15 protein-coding genes and 1 other RNA gene are annotated in these 18,834 nt (G+C 42.4%); 8 read left to right on the top strand and 8 right to left on the bottom strand.

Annotated elements, in window-relative coordinates:
* Positions 1-11: 11 nt before the first annotated feature.
* The 5 genes from BMZ28_RS03660 (at position 12) to BMZ28_RS03640 (ending at position 7,860) form a co-directional block, all read left to right on the top strand.
* A complete protein-coding gene (locus tag BMZ28_RS03660; protein ID WP_047780442.1) occupies positions 12-3,161 on the top strand; it encodes an efflux RND transporter permease subunit in 3,150 nt (1,049 codons plus the stop codon).
* Positions 3,162-3,281: 120 nt separating this feature from the next.
* Positions 3,282-4,238 carry an iron exporter MbfA gene (gene mbfA, locus BMZ28_RS03655; protein ID WP_047780441.1) on the top strand — a complete coding sequence of 319 codons (957 nt, stop codon included), beginning with the start codon at positions 3,282-3,284 and terminating at the stop codon, positions 4,236-4,238.
* A gap of 369 nt (positions 4,239-4,607) precedes the next feature.
* Positions 4,608-6,275: a GGDEF domain-containing protein gene (locus BMZ28_RS03650; RefSeq protein ID WP_074820764.1), complete on the top strand. Its 1,668-nt coding sequence runs from the start codon at positions 4,608-4,610 to the stop codon at positions 6,273-6,275.
* 282 nt (positions 6,276-6,557) lie between these two features.
* Complete coding sequence (locus BMZ28_RS03645) at positions 6,558-7,367, top strand: winged helix-turn-helix domain-containing protein (protein ID WP_074820760.1); 810 nt, start codon at positions 6,558-6,560, stop codon at positions 7,365-7,367.
* On the top strand, positions 7,354-7,860 hold the full coding sequence (locus BMZ28_RS03640; RefSeq protein ID WP_074820757.1) for a hypothetical protein: 507 nt from the start codon (positions 7,354-7,356) through the stop codon (positions 7,858-7,860). Before BMZ28_RS03645 ends, BMZ28_RS03640 begins: the two co-directional genes overlap by 14 nt.
* A gap of 164 nt (positions 7,861-8,024) precedes the next feature.
* Here the strand turns inward: BMZ28_RS03640 and ffs are convergent.
* Positions 8,025-8,121: signal recognition particle sRNA small type (ffs, locus tag BMZ28_RS03635), an RNA gene on the bottom strand.
* A 175-nt stretch (positions 8,122-8,296) separates the two neighbouring features.
* On the opposite strand from ffs, the gene BMZ28_RS03630 reads away from it, so the two are divergent.
* A complete protein-coding gene (locus BMZ28_RS03630; RefSeq protein ID WP_047782547.1) occupies positions 8,297-8,620 on the top strand; it encodes an MGMT family protein in 324 nt (107 codons plus the stop codon).
* An 18-nt stretch (positions 8,621-8,638) separates the two neighbouring features.
* On the opposite strand, the gene BMZ28_RS03625 is transcribed toward BMZ28_RS03630, so the two are convergent.
* On the bottom strand, positions 8,639-9,064 hold the full coding sequence (locus tag BMZ28_RS03625; protein ID WP_074820755.1) for a YbaY family lipoprotein: 426 nt from the start codon (positions 9,062-9,064) through the stop codon (positions 8,639-8,641).
* A gap of 255 nt (positions 9,065-9,319) precedes the next feature.
* On the opposite strand from BMZ28_RS03625, the gene tesB reads away from it, so the two are divergent.
* Entirely contained in the window at positions 9,320-10,186 is an 867-nt protein-coding gene (gene tesB / locus BMZ28_RS03620) for an acyl-CoA thioesterase II (protein WP_047780432.1), read from the top strand.
* 501 nt (positions 10,187-10,687) lie between these two features.
* Positions 10,688-11,989, top strand: coding sequence for a serine/threonine transporter (locus BMZ28_RS03615; RefSeq protein WP_083399628.1), 1,302 nt, complete (start codon positions 10,688-10,690; stop codon positions 11,987-11,989).
* Positions 11,990-12,056: 67 nt separating this feature from the next.
* Here BMZ28_RS03615 and amtB read toward each other — a convergent pair whose 3' ends face one another.
* The 6 genes from amtB to BMZ28_RS03585 form a co-directional block, all read right to left on the bottom strand.
* Positions 12,057-13,343 carry an ammonium transporter AmtB gene (amtB, locus tag BMZ28_RS03610; protein WP_074820753.1) on the bottom strand — a complete coding sequence of 429 codons (1,287 nt, stop codon included), beginning with the start codon at positions 13,341-13,343 and terminating at the stop codon, positions 12,057-12,059.
* Positions 13,344-13,381: 38 nt separating this feature from the next.
* Entirely contained in the window at positions 13,382-13,720 is a 339-nt protein-coding gene (gene glnK, locus BMZ28_RS03605) for a P-II family nitrogen regulator (protein ID WP_074820751.1), read from the bottom strand.
* Positions 13,721-14,190: 470 nt separating this feature from the next.
* Positions 14,191-14,397 carry a hypothetical protein gene (locus BMZ28_RS03600; protein ID WP_074820749.1) on the bottom strand — a complete coding sequence of 69 codons (207 nt, stop codon included), beginning with the start codon at positions 14,395-14,397 and terminating at the stop codon, positions 14,191-14,193.
* Positions 14,398-14,431: 34 nt separating this feature from the next.
* Positions 14,432-14,644: a hypothetical protein gene (locus BMZ28_RS03595; protein WP_074820748.1), complete on the bottom strand. Its 213-nt coding sequence runs from the start codon at positions 14,642-14,644 to the stop codon at positions 14,432-14,434.
* Between the two features lie 590 nt (positions 14,645-15,234).
* Positions 15,235-17,007, bottom strand: coding sequence for a SmdB family multidrug efflux ABC transporter permease/ATP-binding protein (locus BMZ28_RS03590; protein WP_074820747.1), 1,773 nt, complete (start codon positions 17,005-17,007; stop codon positions 15,235-15,237).
* 1 nt (position 17,008) lies between these two features.
* Positions 17,009-18,748: a SmdA family multidrug ABC transporter permease/ATP-binding protein gene (locus BMZ28_RS03585; protein WP_074820745.1), complete on the bottom strand. Its 1,740-nt coding sequence runs from the start codon at positions 18,746-18,748 to the stop codon at positions 17,009-17,011.
* Positions 18,749-18,834: the final 86 nt, after the last annotated feature.

The raw sequence follows: 18,834 nt of genomic DNA, 5'->3' as shown, positions 1-18,834 counted from the left end.
GAGTATAGCAGATGGCTAAATTTTTTATTGATCGCCCCATATTTGCCTGGGTTATCTCCATCATTATTATGATGGCGGGTGCCTTGGCAATTGTAGAACTACCGGTATCGCAATATCCAACGATTGCACCACCGGCAGTATCTATCTCTGCATCTTACCCAGGTGCGGATGCAAAAACGGTGCAAGACAGCGTAACTCAGGTTATCGAACAGAACATGAACGGTATCGATAAACTGATGTATATGTCTTCCACCAGTGACTCGGCGGGTAACGCATCAATTACCCTAACGTTTGATTCAAGCGCCGATCCGGATATCGCTCAGGTCCAAGTGCAAAACAAACTGCAATTGGCAACGCCTCTTCTGCCACAAGAAGTACAGCAGATGGGGATCCGGGTGCAGAAAGCTACCAGCAGCTTCTTAATGGTTGCCGGTTTTATTTCTGAAGATGGTTCAATGAATCAGGACGATATCGCGGACTATGTAGGTTCTAACATTAAGGACCCAATTAGCCGTAGTTCTGGCGTAGGTGACGTTCAACTGTTCGGTTCACAATATGCCATGCGCGTTTGGTTGGATCCTAATAAGTTAAACAATTATGCGTTAACACCAATTGACGTAAATAATGCAATTAGAATCCAAAACAACCAGATTGCTGCAGGCCAATTAGGTGGTACACCACCGGTAAAAGGTCAGCAGTTAAACTCGTCGATCATTGTACAAACCCGTCTACAGACGCCTGAACAATTTGGTGAGATTTTACTGAAAATCAATCCCGATGGTTCACAGGTACGCCTGAAAGATGTCGCCACCATTGAACTGGGTGGTGAAAGCTATAACATTGTTGCCCGCTTTAACGGTAAACCCGCTTCCGGTTTAGGTATTAAACTGGCTACCGGTGCTAACGCACTAGACACAGCAAAAGGGGTAAAAACAGAGTTAGCCAATCTGGAGAAATTCTTCCCAGCGGGTCTAAAAATTGTTTACCCTTATGACACAACACCCTTTGTTAAAATTTCAATTGGCGAAGTAGTAAAAACGTTGCTGGAAGCGATCATGCTGGTTTTCCTGGTTATGTATCTGTTCCTGCAAAACCTGCGCGCCACCTTGATTCCAACAATGGCTGTTCCTGTCGTATTGTTAGGTACCTTTGCTATCCTGTCGGCCTTTGGTTACTCGATAAATACCCTGACGATGTTCGCCATGGTGCTCGCCATCGGTTTACTGGTTGATGATGCCATCGTGGTAGTAGAAAACGTTGAGCGGATCATGGTGGAAGAAGGTTTGCCACCAAAAGAAGCTACGCGTAAATCAATGGGGCAAATTCAGGGTGCACTGGTGGGTATTGCGCTGGTGCTATCCGCGGTATTTGTACCTATGGCTTTCTTCGGTGGTTCAACCGGGGCTATCTATCGTCAGTTCTCCATTACTATCGTTTCCGCCATGGTATTGTCGGTGTTGGTAGCAATGGTTCTGACCCCTGCCCTGTGTGCTACGATTTTGAAGCCAGTACCAAAAGGTGACCACGGCATTCAGACTGGTTTCTTTGGTTGGTTTAACCAGATGTTTGAAAAAAACACCCACCACTATACCAACAGCGTTGCCAATATCTTAGGCAGTACTGGTCGTTATATTCTGATTTATCTGGTGCTGGTTGTTGGCATGGCATTACTGTTTATTCGTCTGCCGTCTTCATTCCTGCCAGAAGAAGATCAGGGGGTATTCCTCACCGCAGTACAAATGCCACAAGGTGCCACTCAGGAAAGAACCCAGAAAGTTCTCGATGAAGTCAGTAACTACTTTACGACCAAAGAGAAAGATAATGTGGTTTCTGTGTTTACCGTAGGTGGATTCGGCTTCAGTGGACAAGGTCAGAATACCGGTCTGGCGTTTATCAGTCTGAAAGACTGGGGACAGCGCTCTGGTGAAGAGAATAAAGTGCCAGCCATTGTGGGACGTGCGAGTCAGGCATTCTCACAAATTAAAGACGGTCTGGTCTTTGCCTTTAACCTGCCGGCAATCGTTGAACTGGGTAGTGCTTCAGGCTTTGACTTTGAGCTCATTGACCAAGCTGGTTTAGGCCATGAGAAATTGACGGAAGCCCGTAACCAATTGCTCGGAATGATTGCTGAGCATCCTGATATGCTGGTTGGCGTACGCCCTAACGGTCTGGAAGATACACCTCAGTTCAAACTAACGATTGATCATGAGAAAGCCCAAGCATTAGGTGTTGCTATCAGTGATATCAACCAGACGCTATCAACAGCGCTTGGTGGCTCTTACGTCAACGACTTCATCGACCGTGGTCGTGTGAAGAAAGTTTACGTACAGGCTGATGCACCATTCCGTATGATGCCGGAAGATATCAATAACTGGTTTGTTCGCGGCGCCAATAACCAAATGGTTCCTATGTCCGCTTTCTCTACCGCCCATTGGGAATTTGGTTCCCCACGTTTGGAGCGTTATAACGGCCTACCTTCGATGGAAATCCTAGGTCAGGCAGCGCCAGGGAAAAGTAGCGGTGACGCAATGAACCTGATGGAAGAGCTGGCCGCTAAGCTACCGACGGGCATTGGCTATGACTGGACCGGTATGTCCTATCAGGAACGTTTGTCTGGTAACCAGGCACCGTCACTTTATGCCATCTCTCTGATTGTGGTATTCCTGTGTCTGGCAGCTCTGTATGAAAGCTGGTCAATTCCGTTCTCGGTTATGCTGGTTGTTCCACTTGGTGTTATTGGTGCATTGGTTACCACAACGATGCGCGGTATGGAGAACGACGTTTACTTCATTGTAGGCTTGTTAACCACCGTAGGTCTGTCGGCGAAAAACGCAATACTAATCGTAGAATTCGCCAAGGATCTGATGGACAAAGAAGGTAAAGGTCTGATTGAGGCTACGTTAGAATCGGTACGTATGCGTTTACGTCCAATCCTGATGACTTCACTTGCCTTTATGCTAGGCGTATTGCCACTGGCAATCAGCAGTGGTGCCGGTTCCGGCTCTCAGAACGCGGTAGGTACCGGGGTTCTGGGTGGTATGATTAGTGCAACCATCTTGGCCATCTTCTTTGTACCAGTGTTCTTTGTTGTGGTTCGTCGTCGCTTCAGTAAGCGCGGAGAAGACATTGAACATGCACACGAAGTGAAACACGAATCATAAGTTAATCACCATTTAACTTTCCTCTCAGGGCCGCATAATGCGGCCCTGATTCTTTTACAACATACAATTAAGGGTTTAATATTCTATCTAACCGAAGATATCCACCCTTCCGGAGGGATAATGAAAGACTTCTCCGAACTGTCTGAACAAGAAATTCTGGCGCTTGCCATTTCACTGGAAGAAGAAGACCACCGAATATATATAGAGTTTGCCGAAGGCCTGCGTGAAACCTACCCCAATTCAGCTAAAGTTTTTGACATCATGTCTAAGGAAGAGAATGGACACCGTCATCGCCTCCTAAAGCTATATCAAGAAAAATTTGGCAATCATATTCCACTGATTCGTCGTCAGGACGTGAAAGGATTTGTAGAGCGCAAACCTATCTGGCTGAGTCGGCCACTGGGGATCGAAAAGGTTCGTAAGCAATCTGAAATTATGGAAATAGAAACCCAGCGTTTCTATGAGCGGGCTGCTCAAAAAACCACCGATGCGCAGATTCGCCAATTATTGGACGACCTGTCAGCAGAAGAGCATCGACATCAAATACGCGCCGAACAGCTGGAATCACAATTACTGACTCCGGCGGAGAAAGATAAAGAAAAAAAATCCGCCCATCGCCTGTTTGTCTTACAGATAGTCCAACCTTCCCTTGCGGGCTTGATGGATGGCTCCGTTTCGACTCTGGCCCCGGTTTTTGCAGCGGCTTTAGCCACTAAAGATAGTTGGCAGGCTTTTCTGGTTGGTATGGCAGCCTCCATTGGAGCCGGGATTTCCATGGCATTTGCCGAAGCTGTATCAGACAATGGCTCATTAACTGGTCGGGGCAATCCTTGGCTGCGGGGTGCCTCCTGTGGCGTTATGACAACGCTAGGTGGCTTGGGGCATACCCTGCCCTTCCTGATTAGCGACTTTTGGACTGCCATGATTGTCTCAGGCATTGTGGTGATGTTTGAGTTGGCAGCAATTTCCTGGATCCGTAATCGTTATATGGACACACCATTACTTCAAGCGGCATTCCAAGTCGTGGTTGGTGGACTACTGGTATTTGCGACAGGACTATTTATTGGCAGTGCCTGATAACGGATAACTATAGAGTCGCAACAATATTAACGGTACTAAATGTACCGTTAATATTAGGCTCAATAAGAATATCTCCTATCCTGATAGGATAAATATTAAACACTCCTCATCTAACCCGTTTTATACTATAGAAAAATTTATTTCACTCCTCAGCATCAAATCAATCCAATGCCATTTCACATAAATACAGAATAAAAAACCAAAAATAGACGAATGGTAATATTATTTATCAACACTTTCCATTATTACTTGCATAACCGATACATCACTATATTCAATGGCAAATTGAAGAGCAGATAAAATATGTTAGAATGCAACGGTGATATTGCCATGACATTGAGGTTGTGAATTTTATATGGAACCTTAATGATGAAGATTCGAAGCTTTTTTGCCCTTATTATCTTATTTATTATTTTATCTTTGAGTATTCTTTCAATTTCGACAATTCAAGATAATTGGTCCAGACTTCAACTAAATATCGCAGAACAAAATAGAATTGAGTATCTTCAACTGCTGCTTGTTGCCAGTGAAAAAATTTACGATGAGCATCAGATATCTCATATATCAAAACTTTATAATAATCCAGATCCAATCAATTACAACCCTGCTAATATTGCTCTGAAAAATCTAATCGCGTTCTCTGAGAAACAATCTAAATCAAGCCATTTTCTTCAGGATAAATATACCGCACTGGAAATCAAACGTTTATCAAATATAATAAGAAAAAATGACTCTATATCCAGCAGTTATTCATTTAATCGACTTTCAACGATTATTGAACATAAGATGATTCGTATCCCTAATAGTTCAATTGAGTTTATGATATCCGTTCAGGGCATCAGGTTAACCAACCGACTCTATTCCTCTTTCACAGAACTGATTGACCAATTAATTGATATTTGCAAATCGAATAATACTGATACCGACTCCAAAATTAAGGCTATCAAGCTACTTGGAGGTATTGATGAAATTAAAGACCGGCTAATTACTATACAAAAATTCTATTTAAACAATAGTAATGAAATTGAGAAAATCAATGATTTAGTGAATGAAATCTTTAATAATAACAGTGAGAAAGCAAATAAAACCATCTATAAAGAGTTGGTTAGCATGAAGTACAATGACATTAACATTCAGCAAATCAATGTATTTTACTTACAAAACAAACAGCATATTTCATTATTAAGTCAATTATTACTAAAACAAGCCACGGATATAGCAAACAATCAAATAAACACCTCAAAAATAAAAATATATACTATGGTGTGCTTTCTGATTATATTTTTTCTTTTTTCCATACTGCCTATTATCATGATGATATTCAAGTTAAGTGATGCCTTCTCACTCATTCAGAAAGCTATTCTCCAACTCTCTAATAACGACTTAAATATTAATCTTAAAGAGAACCAGCGTCGTTTTAGCTTTGAACTGGATGCCATAATTAGCTCCTTGATAAAACTGAAGAATATTCAAATTGAAAAGCACTTACTGGAAAATAAAAATCAACAATTAATTCATCAGTTAAAGTTAAAATCAACCACAGACTATTTGACCAGCATTTCAAATAGAAGAGCATTTCTGGAAACAATCAAACACTCTTCTCCTGAGTATTTTAACCATTCATCTTTGGCTATTATTGACATCGATAATTTTAAACAGATCAATGACAAATTTGGCCACGCGAGTGGAGATGAGGTATTAATAAAATTTAGCCAGCTGTTAAGCCTATTTTTCAGGAAAAATGACTTATTTTGCCGATATGGTGGAGAAGAGTTCGCCATTTTACTTCATGATTGTGACCATATTCTGGCCAAAAAAATTCTGGAAAAATTATGCACTAAAGTGCGCTATCTATCGGTAGCTCTTCCCAGCGGGGAAAAAATTTACTTTACTATCAGCATTGGTATCGCTGAAATGAACAACAAATTTGATATAGACCAAACCATTATTCATGCTGATAAAGCATTATATCATTCTAAAGCAACAGGAAAAGATCGAGTAACGGTATACACCCACGATATGGCGGTTTATTAATGTGAAAAAACAGCTCTTTGCATGAGGATTATTTTTCAAAGAAAAGTTATACTAATCAGAGTATATATAAACTATTCTATACACACAGCTTTGTTAATCAGCCTCTATCAGTGCTCTGACGTACCAGCGATTTTATTTTTGTAACATTATCAATGACTGTTAATATGAAACAGAAAACACAAACACCATCATACTTTTAACTTTTTATAGTCATAGGGTTATGAGATTAAAATCGTAAGTTATTGATTTTATTTAAGTGAATTCAGGAGATATACACCCCCAATGGGCGATCTACTATTAATAAATAATTGTGTTATTTATGATAAAAATAAAGCAATTCTTTATCGACTTGATGAACCAGATAGCCCTGCTCCACTAACCAATCCAGGCAACCAATGTTTATCGATCCTGCTAAACAGCAATCATAATCTCATTCCTAAGGAGTTTTTTTTCCAGGAAGTCTGGCTGAGTAAAGATCTTCCGATCACATCAAATACCTTCCATCAACATATCTATATGCTACGGCGTATTTTGTCAGATTTAGGTCTGCCAAAAGACATGCTGACCACAATACCTCGTGAGGGGGTACAGCTAAGCCAAAGTGTTTATATACAGGCATATTCTGATCCAAATGCTCTCAAGCCTGAAGATACGTCCGACAGTCAGTATAAAACGGCAACAGAAGCATCAGATGATATCAAAATGGAAAGAAAAAGAAGGCATGACCCGAAAAAAATTAAAACCATATTGATGATTAGTATGGCTATGCTGATTACCTATTTCGTCGCTCTCTGGCTATCATTATCCATTTACCGCAGTAATGATTATAGTGATAACTTTACTTTTCGTGGAATCATGAAAAACTGTGAAATATATTCCTCTCCAGGTAGTATTTCAATGAAGTATATTATCAACGATGTGAATAAACTGACATATTCTTGTGATGCTAGAAGTAAAGGAAAAATATATTACATCACTAAATTACCCAATCCGGGAAAATCCATTATTTTTTGCCCTGATGAAATGAAGAGTACTAATGCTCATAACTGTAAGTCACTCTATGTCATTGAAAAAAATCATGATGAACTTTAAAACTAAATTGATTATCGCCTGTGCTACGGCAACTATAATGGGAGTTGGTACGGCATATTTTATAGATAGGTCTTTCTCTGACCCTATCATGTGTGAAACCAATACCACTTCTGAGCTGGCTCTCTATCCGCCTAAGGTCAATCTTTCAATCAAATCTCGGTTATATATATCCAATCGAAATGGTGATGGTACCGGTTATTTCACTTTGAAAGGACAAGCTATTTCTAATGGAGAAGAATTTAACATCGATAGAATCATCAATGGAACCACGTCCACTGTTGACCGCAAAACCTTTTTAATTAGCGCCACACAAATCATTAAAAACGCTGATGATAATTTACCCCCAGAATTGGAAAAACGGATCTTATCTCGTTCATCCTATAAATTAGGCGATTATAATAGCTATGAAATCCGTAAAGCTGACAGTAATGGATACTTTTTGTATGGCTCAGATACCAGAACCTATTATTGTAAAAAAACAAAAAATCATTAAACACTTTAAAATCAGCATGTTAATTTAAATGTAAGATAATAATTAATCACGCTTAGAATAATATCGCCTTGAATTCTTATCACTGAGTTAGCCAAGCTTCAGATTGTTTAATAGCAAGATGATCTAAAAGAAGAGATTAACAGAGCCCCAGAATTGGGTGGGGGCCCTGCCAGCTACATCCCGGCACACACGACGCCTGCTGCGGCTGCTTCCTTCCGGACCTGACCGAGTTCACAAGTTAGTGTTGCGGGAGAACCAACAGAGCCCCCATTGATGGCTTCGTTCTACTGAAGCGCAGGCATTATCCGGTATGAATAGGGTAATTGCAAGACTCCATCCTCCAAGCGATGTTTTCTTACTCAATTTCGCCATTTATGGCAAAATGGGGGCGCCGATCCAAACTTTCAGCCATCAAATAATGAATAATACTGAACAGATGGATAATCATGAGCCATCACTCCCAACCCGAATCTATACGGTTGTTGCCTCCATACCTGCAGGTAAAGTGACAACCTATGGCACCATCGCTCGACTCGCCGGAGCCGCGGGCGCTGCGCGTCAGGTCGGTATTGTATTAAGCCGATTACCGGCAGGAAGTAAACTGCCCTGGTTCAGAGTGGTCAATGCGCAGGGTAAAATTTCACTCACCGGTCCGGACTATATCCGACAAAAACAGGCATTACTTGCCGATGGCGTACTATTTACCCCATCAGATAGAATTAACTTCAAAATTTATGGCTGGCTGACACCGCCATCATAGCGATGCCAGAGATTTGTCTCAGTTGCTGACGCGTTCCAATACCAGATCCATCTGAGCTGGTTGAGCATTAGTCAGAACTTCATTCATGGTGGTTGTGGTATACAGCAGCTTGTCATCAATAGAAATAGAAGCCGATAGCGCAATCCGTTGAGCCGCATTGACCTGCTCAACGTTATAGGGCAGTGTAAACATAAACGGAACCTGTTTTCCTTTACTCGGGAAAGTTACCGTTGAAATAACTTTAGCGGGCGCATCAGCCAAAGAAACATCCGCCAACAATACGGTAATCTGGGCGTTGTCTGGCAGCGCCATTCTGTCACGGTAAATAACGCTACCGGTCACCGTCAGGGCGTTCTCAGCTAACACATTATTGTGTTGATCATTACTGCAACCGGCTAATGCAACCACCATTGCTGCATTGCTTAACAGCGTTAAGAATTTCATCGTTACTCCCGACTCTACTGACAAAAAAGAAAAAGTATTTTAGCTTAAAAATATTAAAAACTCAGTTTAGCTATCCAACATAAATCGTAAAACCAAACTATATGGTTATTTTCTTACGATTTATTGAAGTTATAACCAAGTCATTAAATATTCTAATAAATTTCCCTCTCCACGCATTACTGGCACAAATAGAGCCCAACCGCTTATGATATGGTGCATCAATACCCATATATTATCGAACAGGATCCTCGCACAATGAGCGAAGTTTTACAGAATTTACTGGCATTACTCCATCTGGAAAAAATTGGCACTAACCGATTTCGCGGACAAAGCCAAAATCTGGGCTTAAGGCAGCTTTTTGGTGGTCAGGTTGTTGGTCAAGCGCTATCCGCAGCTAAACAAACGGTGCCACCGGAAAGAAATGCTCATTCCTGCCACAGCTATTTCCTGCGTCCTGGCGATAGTCATCAGCCGGTAGAGTACGAAGTGGAGATTATTCGTGACGGGCATAGCTTCAGCACCCGCCGCGTGAGCGCCTTGCAAAACGGCCAAACCATTTTTTATATGACCGCTTCTTATCAAAGCTATGAACAAGGTTTCAATCATCAGGCGGCAATCATGCCCGTCGTCCCTAAACCAGACACTTTACCTTCAGAAACTGATATCGCTAAAAAAGTAGCCCATCTCCTACCGGCACCCATGAAGAATATTTTCTGTAATGAAATGCCGATTGAGATGCGTCCGGTAAAATTCCACAACTTACTTCAGGCCGACATTGACGAGCCAGTACGCTATGTCTGGTTGAGGGCGAACGGTCAAATGCCTGACGACCCCGGCATTCATAAATATTTACTGGGCTATGCCTCTGACTTTAATTTTTTACCCACCGCTTTACAGCCGCACGGGGTAGCCCTGCTACAGCCGGGTATGCAGGTAGCAACCATTGACCATTCTATTTGGTTCCACCGTTCATTCCGACTGGATGACTGGCTACTTTACTCAGTGGAAAGCCCTTCAGCATCAGGTGCTCGTGGTTTTGTTCGCGGTCAGTTCTTTACTCAAGATGGTCTGCTCGTCGCCTCAACATCCCAGGAAGGCGTGATCCGTTATCATAATGATTAATAGCAATAAATTAAAAAGAATGCTTTTAGCATCATTCTGATTAGTTAAGAAAATACGAAAAGTGAATTTTATCTTTCGCCCTTTCTATTGAGCGCTGGAATTCAGCCGACAACTGAGTGAGGGAGCACGCCCATCAAGGATGATGGGCGAGGCGCTGCTTTGCCGGGAGCAAATCAGCGCCGGTGCGTTAACCCTAACGCCCTCTGCTCGGCCACGTGCATCAACATTAATTTATTCTCTGTATTGATAGTGGACGAAACTTTCGCTGCTATAAAACTTAACTAACCCCATTCTATTTTCAGCAGCCTTTTATACCCTGGATGAAATATAATCAAAAATATCCCAGCAATATTTCCTGAAATAATAAACTATTACTCTATATCCAACCCCAAACCACCGACTAAAGTGCTAAATTTGTGATCTAATGCATATCTTCTGATGGAAACTCCCCCTAGAATACGCACGCTTCAATATTCTATTTTTCTCAGATGAGGGTTATCAATGTCGGTCAAAGACATCTCAGTATCGATGCCGGATACAGATTCAAAACTTCAGGCATCAACATGGCAAAAACAAGATACAACGTGGATGTTGGGTCTCTATGGTACGGCTATCGGCGCCGGTGTGCTTTTTCTGCCCATCAATGCTGGTTTAGGTGGCATATGGCCATTGATGATTATGCTGATCATTGCCTTTCCAATGACTTACTTTTCTCACCGCGCATTAACCCGATTTGTATTATCCGGTTCATCCCGAGGTGGTGATATCACTGAGGTGGTAGAAGAACACTTTGGCAAATTTGCTGGTGCATTAATTACCTTACTGTATTTCCTGGCTATTTATCCTATTCTGTTGGTCTATAGTGTGGGTATTACCAATACCACCATCAGCTTTATCGAAGTTCAAATGGGTATGACCGCACCACCGCGCTGGTTATTGTCAATCATCCTGATTCTTGGTCTGATGACGATTGTTCACTTCGGTCGCGATATGATAGTAAAAGCCATGAGTATTCTGGTTTATCCATTTGTCGTCGTGCTTATGCTGCTGGCTTTATATCTGATTCCACAGTGGAGTGGCGCAATCTTTGAGCAGGCGAATACCACTTTTGATGCTGCCAGTATTAAAGGATTACTGTTAACCTTATGGCTGATCATTCCAACCATGGTGTTCTCCTTTAACCACTCCCCTATCATCTCCTCTTTTGCCGTTAGCCAAAAAGAAACCTACGGTAAAAATGCAGATGAGAAAAGTGGCAGAATCTTGCGCTATGCCCATATGATGATGGTATTTACCGTCATGTTCTTTGTATTTAGCTGTGTATTAAGTCTGAGCCCGGCTAATCTGGCTGAAGCTAAAGCTCAGAATATTTCTATTCTATCTTATCTGGCAAACCACTTCCAAACGCCATTAATTGAGTATGTTGCTCCGGTTATTGCATTTGTAGCTATCACTAAATCATTTCTGGGTCATTACCTTGGCGCGAGCGAAGGTATGCAAGGACTAATGGTTAAGTCTCTGCGTTCCAAAGGTAAACCCGTTAAGGTCAAGAGATTAGAGCAAATCACCGCGGTCTTCATGATTATTACTTGTTGGATTATCGCTACGTTAAATCCAAGTATTCTGGGTATTATCGAAACCTTGGGTGGCCCAGTTATCGCTATGATTCTGTTTATCATGCCGATGTATGCCATTCATAAAATCCCTGCTATGCAAAAATATCGCGGCCATTTCAGCAATATCTTTGTTGTCATCATGGGACTAATAGCCATTTCAGCGATTCTTTACACGCTGTTTGCCTAATAAGTTGATGTTCGTAAAAAAGACGGCATAAGCCGTCTTTTTTATTGTTAACCTAATGAGCGACAGATTATTGGTTATAGGCACTCTCACCGTGGCTATTCACATCCAGTCCTTCACGTTCCACTTCTTCCGGTACCCGTAAACCAAGCCAGTAATCAGCCATTTTATAAGCAACGTAAGCCACCAGCCCCGACCAGAGTAAGCAGACACCGATACTGGCAGCCTGAATACCGACCTGTTTTAGCATGGTCACACCTTCAGCATAACCCGTCCCACCTAAGCTAGCCGAGGTTAAAATACCGGTACCGATACAGCCAACAATGCCACAAACTCCGTGTACTCCGAACACATCACAGGTGTCATCTACTTTCAACCATGACTTAAGAACCACAACTCCCCAAAGTCCGGCAACACCTGCAATAATCCCCAGTATTAGCGCGCCCCCAATACTGACAGACCCCGCAGCAGGCGTAATAGCTACTAAGCCCGCAATACAACCAGAGCAGGCTCCCAAAAGTGAAGGCTTACCTCTAAGCATCCATTCAGCCATTAACCATGACAATACCGCACCTGCCGTTGCTGATAGGGTATTAATAAATGCCAAAGCGGCAATTTCATTAGCCCCGCTGGCTGAGCCCGCGTTAAAACCAAACCAACCAACGTATAGAATAGCCGCCCCAATAAAAACCATCGGCAAGTTATGGGGCTTAAATGCCTCACGCCCAAAGCCACTACGTTTACCCAGCATATAAGCACCCTCCAACGCCGCAATTGCCGCATTGATATGCACTACTGTTCCACCGGCAAAATCAATGGCGCCCAGTTTAAATAGGTATCCACCGCCCCAGACCATATGAGCCATCGGTAAATAAGCCAACGTAAACCATATAAATACAAACAGCATAACCGCAGAAAAACGGATTCGTTCGGCAAAACCACCAACGATTAATCCCACGGTAATGCAGGCAAACGATCCCTGAAAAGCCACGTGAATGAGTTTATAAAATGTGCCGGTTACGTCCGTCAGGTGGATATCTTTCAACAATAGTCCGTTGAAATTACCGAAAAAATCATTTCCCACACCAAAGGCCAAGCTATAACCGTAAATCACCCAAAGTACGCTGACTAAAGAGAAAGTAGCCATCACTTGAGTTAACAGAGAAAGCACGTTTTTTGAACGTAATAAACCACCATAAAACAGGGCGATACCTGGAATACACATAAACAGTACTAATGCAGTACTGATCATCATAAAACCGTTGTCAGCCTTATCGGCTACATTTTCAGCCGCCATGGTCACTTCTGGAAATATGGCCGATGCACTCAGCATCACTGTGGATAAAAATCTTTTCATGTTATTCCATCCTTTCCAAAATTGAGTCTATAAGTGAATTACAGCGCGTCTTCATCAGTTTCACCGGTGCGGATACGAACGACCCGTTGCAACTCGGTCACAAATATTTTTCCATCGCCAATTTTCCCGGTGTAGGCTGACTGGGTGATGGCCTCTATTGCGCCTTCAACTTGATCGTCAGACATCGCGATGTCTATCTTCATCTTGGGTAAAAAATTCACACTGTACTCGGCACCGCGGTAAAGCTCAGCATGCCCCTTTTGTCGCCCAAATCCTTTCACCTCAGTAACCGTTAATCCCTGAATGCCTATTGAAGATAAGGCTTCGCGTACATCTTCTAACTTGAAGGGTTTAATCACCACCGTGACCAGTTTCATATGCCTCTCCTCAGATTCAAACCAACGGTTAAAAACAATTTACTGACAAATAGCTAACAAACATGCAAAAGCAAGTTACATGCCAATATATAAAAAAATGTTCGTTTTAATTAAAAAGAGTAGATCGAATAAATAAATTGCGGCTTAAATTGGAGAGTGATCGAGGGAAATAATCTTGTGCCATGCTGATATTTCAGGCAATGATGGTATATCACTAAAGTGGAAAGCTGACTTAACGTTGCGAAATGAAAAAATAAACACTCAGGTATTATTTTACGGGTTAGATAACTATGACGTTGAATAAATCATAAACCAAATTCATTAAACATCGTTACGCACTAAAATAGTGCTTAATAGATAAATTATGATGCAACGATTTTCAATTCACTCAACGATAATCCTTTTTTACCAAGCTAAAATGCAAAAACCCCGAGACCGGGGTTTTTATTACGCAATAAACAAACCTGATATTAAGCTGACGGAGTACCAGCCGGCTGTTGGCTTTCTGATTTAGCTTTAACCTGCTTTTTATGCTGTTTAGCTTTATGAGCAGTTTTATGTTTAGTAACCGATGCGTGTTGTACATCTTTAACGGGTTGTGTAGCTGTGCTAGCAGCAAATGCTGATCCAGACAGAACAAACATTGCGGCTACGGCCAACGGAAGTAATTTTTTCATTTGGTACACCTTGGATATCAGTTAATGATTCTAATTACTTAGCAGCAGCGTCTTTAGCTGGCTGTTTAGTTTCTGACTTAGCTGTTACATGCTTTTTATGCTGCTTAGCTTTTTCACCTGCTTTGTGTTGCGTAGCTGAAACTGGCTGAGCTTCAGTTTTAACCGGAGCAGCAGTTGTCTCAGCAGCGAATACAGAACCAGAAAGTACGAACATTGAAGCGATTGCTAAAGGTAATAATTTTTTCATTTGGTATATCCTCAGGATTGTTAACTTACATTGCGTTTAATATTCAGCATGCAGTGATAGACCGAATGCTAATTTGATTTAGCTTCACATAACGTTTCTGTTAAATCTGAAGTAGATACTAGACCGAATTCTGTCAGCGATCGTAAGACCTGAGTAATTGGATTGTAAATTAAGTGTAACAAGAAAAAATAATATTTTGTTTTCAAGTTAAGATAAAAAATATAAATAGATTCAATTAATAACAATATTTCCCCTTAACAATATTGTTATAAAATAACTGGTCTAATCACATTATTAAGCGCCTCATTTTTCTAATAAGAGTAAAAATTGAAAAATGTTATCTGATGATTTATAAAGAAAAAAATAAACGTTATTCGATGAGTCTTTATTATATGAATTGTAAATACATTAATAATTTGTCGATGATTTTAATTTAAACTCAGATTGTCAAAATCCAAAAACAGTGGATCGAAATCACAACAATACATTAACAAAAGAGTAATGATATTGTTTTGCATTCCCAATAGGGCATAGCACAATATTTCCGGCTCAATAGAGCCGGGGAAAATTGAAAAAAATAGATAAAAAAATCAGAGAGGCGCTTCCAACTCCGTAGCGGCCAACTGCAATTGATGCATCTGATAATAACGTCCCTTTTGCGCCAGCAACTGCTGATGATTGCCTGACTCAACAATTTCACCTCGGTTGAGTACTACAATTTGATCGGCATCCACAATGGTTGAAAGACGATGGGCAATCACAACCAGCGTCGTTTTATGACGAATGGCACTTAATGCACGGTGGATTGCCTGCTCAGTTCCGGAATCTATATTCGCCGTGGCCTCATCCAATATCAGGATTTGCGGTGTTTGAACCAGCACTCTGGCTAACGCCAACAATTGCTTCTGCCCTACGGATAGGTTATTACCCTGTTCACCAAATACAGTATGAATGCCCTTAGGCATCTCTTTTACCAGCGGTTCTAACTGAGAAATCTGTAACGCCTGCCAGACTTGTTCTTCACTGATATCACGACCCAAAGCAATATTGGCATATACCGTATCCGCCAACACCACGGGATCTTGCTGCACCATGGCGACACCACTACGTAATACCTGATGGCTCAGCGTTTTCAAGGGACGATCGTCAAGATAAATCTCGCCGCTAACCAAGGGATAATACCCCATCAGCAAATTCGCCAGCGTACTTTTACCGCTCCCGGTATGCCCCACTAACGCAATAAAATGACGCGATGGAACCTGTAGATTAATATCTTTCAACACCGTCTTAGACGGGTTGTAAGCGAAGTCCACATGATTAATCTCTACCTTACCTGAAGCCAATGGACGAAGATCATCACCATACTGCTGCTGCTCGCCATCCATCAGTTCAAAAATTCGCTCACCCGCTACCACCGCCTGCTGTAACATGGCCTGCTGAGATGCCAATTCGATTAATGGCTCATTTAATCGGGATAAATAGTTAATAAAGGCATACAGCACGCCAACACCAATGGCCCCTTCCTGACTGAAGCCAAACAGCATCAATAAACCACTTAGCACCAGCGCAGAAATTAAACTCAGCAATGGTCGCAATAGTAGACTTTCCAGCCTTAACGTCTTAAGGCGCATCAAATAATGCACATGGCTTGTCTCTCCAAGCTTCTCGCCAAAACGCCCCTGCTGGCGAAACTGCTGTAAAACAACCATCCCGCTGATAGCCTCGTTAAAACCGTTATTAATATCCGCTAACAGGCTTCGTACCTGACGAATAATAGGAGTACTGTGACGTTGATAAAGTCCCATCAGAATCAATACAACCGGGAACATCATCATTGCCACCAATGCCATCCGCCAGTTCAGGCTAAACATCGCAATCAGCATCGCGCTGATTAACGCGGCACTACGCAATACTGTGGCAACAACCGTCACATAGAGATCTTTAATTACTTCGGTATCGTTGGTCACTTTTGAGATTAGTTGACCAACCGGCTGTGTATCAAACACCGCGATTGGCTGTTTAAGTGCCGCATCCATGACATCGCTACGAATCGTCTGAACAACCCCTACTGAGGCACGATTAAACAACAACGCCTGATTATAGCGCAGGGTAGCCGCCAAAATTTGTAACAGTAGAAACACCACCGCTAACCCGATAACTTTACCGGTCGGCATACTGTTTTTGGCCACCATATTATCGATAAAATAGCTGATCAAGACCGGGCCACATACCTCAGCCCCAGCCGCTAACCACAGTAATATCGCCGCCAACGTCAATGGACGTCGATAAGGTAAGCCATAGGAAAGTAAACGTTTTAACGTCGGCCAAAGCTGGCGGAATTTATGATTGCTATCCGTATTCATATCACTCATCCAGTGCCGCTTCCAATTGCTGATAACGATACATATTACGATACCATCCCATCTGTTCAGCCAGTTCAGAATGCGTGCCTCGCTGGGCCACTTTGCCATCCTGCAACACCAGTATTTCACTGGCATGCAATAGTCCGGAAAGCCGATGGGCGCTGATAATCAGCGTACGATTTTGTCCCCAGCCGCGTAAATTTTGCAAAATTTGATATTCGGTACGCCCGTCAACGGCAGATAAAGCATCATCCAGAATCAGAATTTCACTTTCCATCAGTAGCGCTCTGGCAATAGCTATCCGCTGTTTCTGACCACCTGACAACATCACGCCCCGCTCTCCAACTTCAGTCTGATAGCCTTGAGACAAATTCAAAATATCTTCATGAACGCAGGCCAGTGCTGCCGCGCGTTCGATCTCATCTTGTGATACCGATGGGTTACCCAAGGCAATATTTTCAGCAATAGTGGCAGAAAACAGGAACGGCATTTGACTGACGACCGACATTCGTGCCCGCCATTCATCCAGTTTAATTTGGCTAAGAGGCAGCGAGTGGTAGCAAATTTCACCTTGCGTTACATCGAACTGACGTTGAATCAGCGCCAGCAACGTACTCTTGCCTGAACCAGTGGGGCCACATAACCCCAGAGTTTTTCCCGGTTCCAAACGAGCCTGAATATTTTCCAATACCGGTTTTTCCGCCGGTGGATAATCAAAGCGAATAATATTGAGTTCCAGCACTCCACGCCCTGGAGGCAAAGACAGTTCACCATCGACCACTTCTGGGGCTTCTGTTAACAAACTGGATATGCGGCTATAGGCAGCGCTACCGCGTTCAACAATATTAAACATCCACGCCAGCGCCAGCATAGGCCAAATCATCAACCCTAAATACATCACAAAGCTGGTTAGCTGTCCTAGCGTCAGTTGGTTATTAATCACCATCCAGCTTCCGCCCCCGATTGCCAGCATATTGGCACAGGCAACCGCCAGATAAATAGTTGGATCAAAGCGGGCATCCACTTTCGCCACATGCATGTTCTTATTACCAGCATCGATGGCTACGTCAGAAAATAGTTTTGATTGATAATTTTCTAACCCAAAGGCTTTAATCATCCGGATACTGGTTAAGCTTTCCTGAGTACGATCGTTTAATAAAGAGAACGCGGCCTGAGCCACGCGAAAACGATTATACAGTTCATCACCATAGCGCTTGATAAAGATCGCCATAATGGGCATCGGCAGTAGGGATAGCAGCGTGAGTTGCCAGCTGATTTCAATACTCATGATAATGAGTACCGCACACCCCATTACCAAGGAATCCACCAGCGTTAGCACCCCTTCTCCCGCGGCAAATACCACTCGGTCAACATCATTCGTTGCGCGAGCAATCAAGTCACCTGTACGGTGACGCAAATAAAAATTGGGGTGTTGGCGACTAAGCTGATTATAGAAATTATTACGTAATTTAACCGCGAGTAGATAAGAGGCACCAAACAATAAGATACGCCATACATATCGCAGCAAATAAATCACCACAGCCGTACCTACAATCAGGCTAATCCACAGTAATAGAGTACGACCGCTCATCTGCTGATGAGTAATTCCATCCACAATAATGCCGACCAGTTTTGGTGGCAGCAGTTGCAGCATCGCAATAACGATAAGAAGTGTCACTGCACCTAGATAACGTTTCCATTCAAGGACAAAAAACCAGCGCAATTGGGAAAACAGTTTCACTATAATAATCCAGTGGTTAGGCGGTTAATCCGTCACCGCTTCAGGTTGAATCCGATACTAATAAGCCAAGTAGAATAGCACCTTCA

The organism is Pragia fontium DSM 5563 = ATCC 49100 (assembly GCF_900112475.1).
Classification (GTDB): domain Bacteria; phylum Pseudomonadota; class Gammaproteobacteria; order Enterobacterales; family Enterobacteriaceae; genus Pragia; species Pragia fontium.
This window is presented reverse-complemented; position numbering and strand designations above follow the sequence as displayed.

Bases quoted from the DNA above. Each gene is read 5' to 3' on its own strand.
- BMZ28_RS03660 (WP_047780442.1), top strand. From the start codon at position 12: ATGGCTAAATTTTTTATTGATCGCCCCATATTTGCCTGGGTTATCTCC.
- mbfA (WP_047780441.1), top strand. From the start codon at position 3,282: ATGAAAGACTTCTCCGAACTGTCTGAACAAGAAATTCTGGCGCTTGCC.
- BMZ28_RS03650 (WP_074820764.1), top strand. From the start codon at position 4,608: ATGATGAAGATTCGAAGCTTTTTTGCCCTTATTATCTTATTTATTATT.
- BMZ28_RS03645 (WP_074820760.1), top strand. From the start codon at position 6,558: ATGGGCGATCTACTATTAATAAATAATTGTGTTATTTATGATAAAAAT.
- BMZ28_RS03640 (WP_074820757.1), top strand. From the start codon at position 7,354: ATGATGAACTTTAAAACTAAATTGATTATCGCCTGTGCTACGGCAACT.
- BMZ28_RS03630 (WP_047782547.1), top strand. From the start codon at position 8,297: ATGGATAATCATGAGCCATCACTCCCAACCCGAATCTATACGGTTGTT.
- BMZ28_RS03625 (WP_074820755.1), bottom strand. From the start codon at position 9,064: ATGAAATTCTTAACGCTGTTAAGCAATGCAGCAATGGTGGTTGCATTA.
- tesB (WP_047780432.1), top strand. From the start codon at position 9,320: ATGAGCGAAGTTTTACAGAATTTACTGGCATTACTCCATCTGGAAAAA.
- BMZ28_RS03615 (WP_083399628.1), top strand. From the start codon at position 10,688: ATGTCGGTCAAAGACATCTCAGTATCGATGCCGGATACAGATTCAAAA.
- amtB (WP_074820753.1), bottom strand. From the start codon at position 13,343: ATGAAAAGATTTTTATCCACAGTGATGCTGAGTGCATCGGCCATATTT.
- glnK (WP_074820751.1), bottom strand. From the start codon at position 13,720: ATGAAACTGGTCACGGTGGTGATTAAACCCTTCAAGTTAGAAGATGTA.
- BMZ28_RS03600 (WP_074820749.1), bottom strand. From the start codon at position 14,397: ATGAAAAAATTACTTCCGTTGGCCGTAGCCGCAATGTTTGTTCTGTCT.
- BMZ28_RS03595 (WP_074820748.1), bottom strand. From the start codon at position 14,644: ATGAAAAAATTATTACCTTTAGCAATCGCTTCAATGTTCGTACTTTCT.
- BMZ28_RS03590 (WP_074820747.1), bottom strand. From the start codon at position 17,007: ATGAATACGGATAGCAATCATAAATTCCGCCAGCTTTGGCCGACGTTA.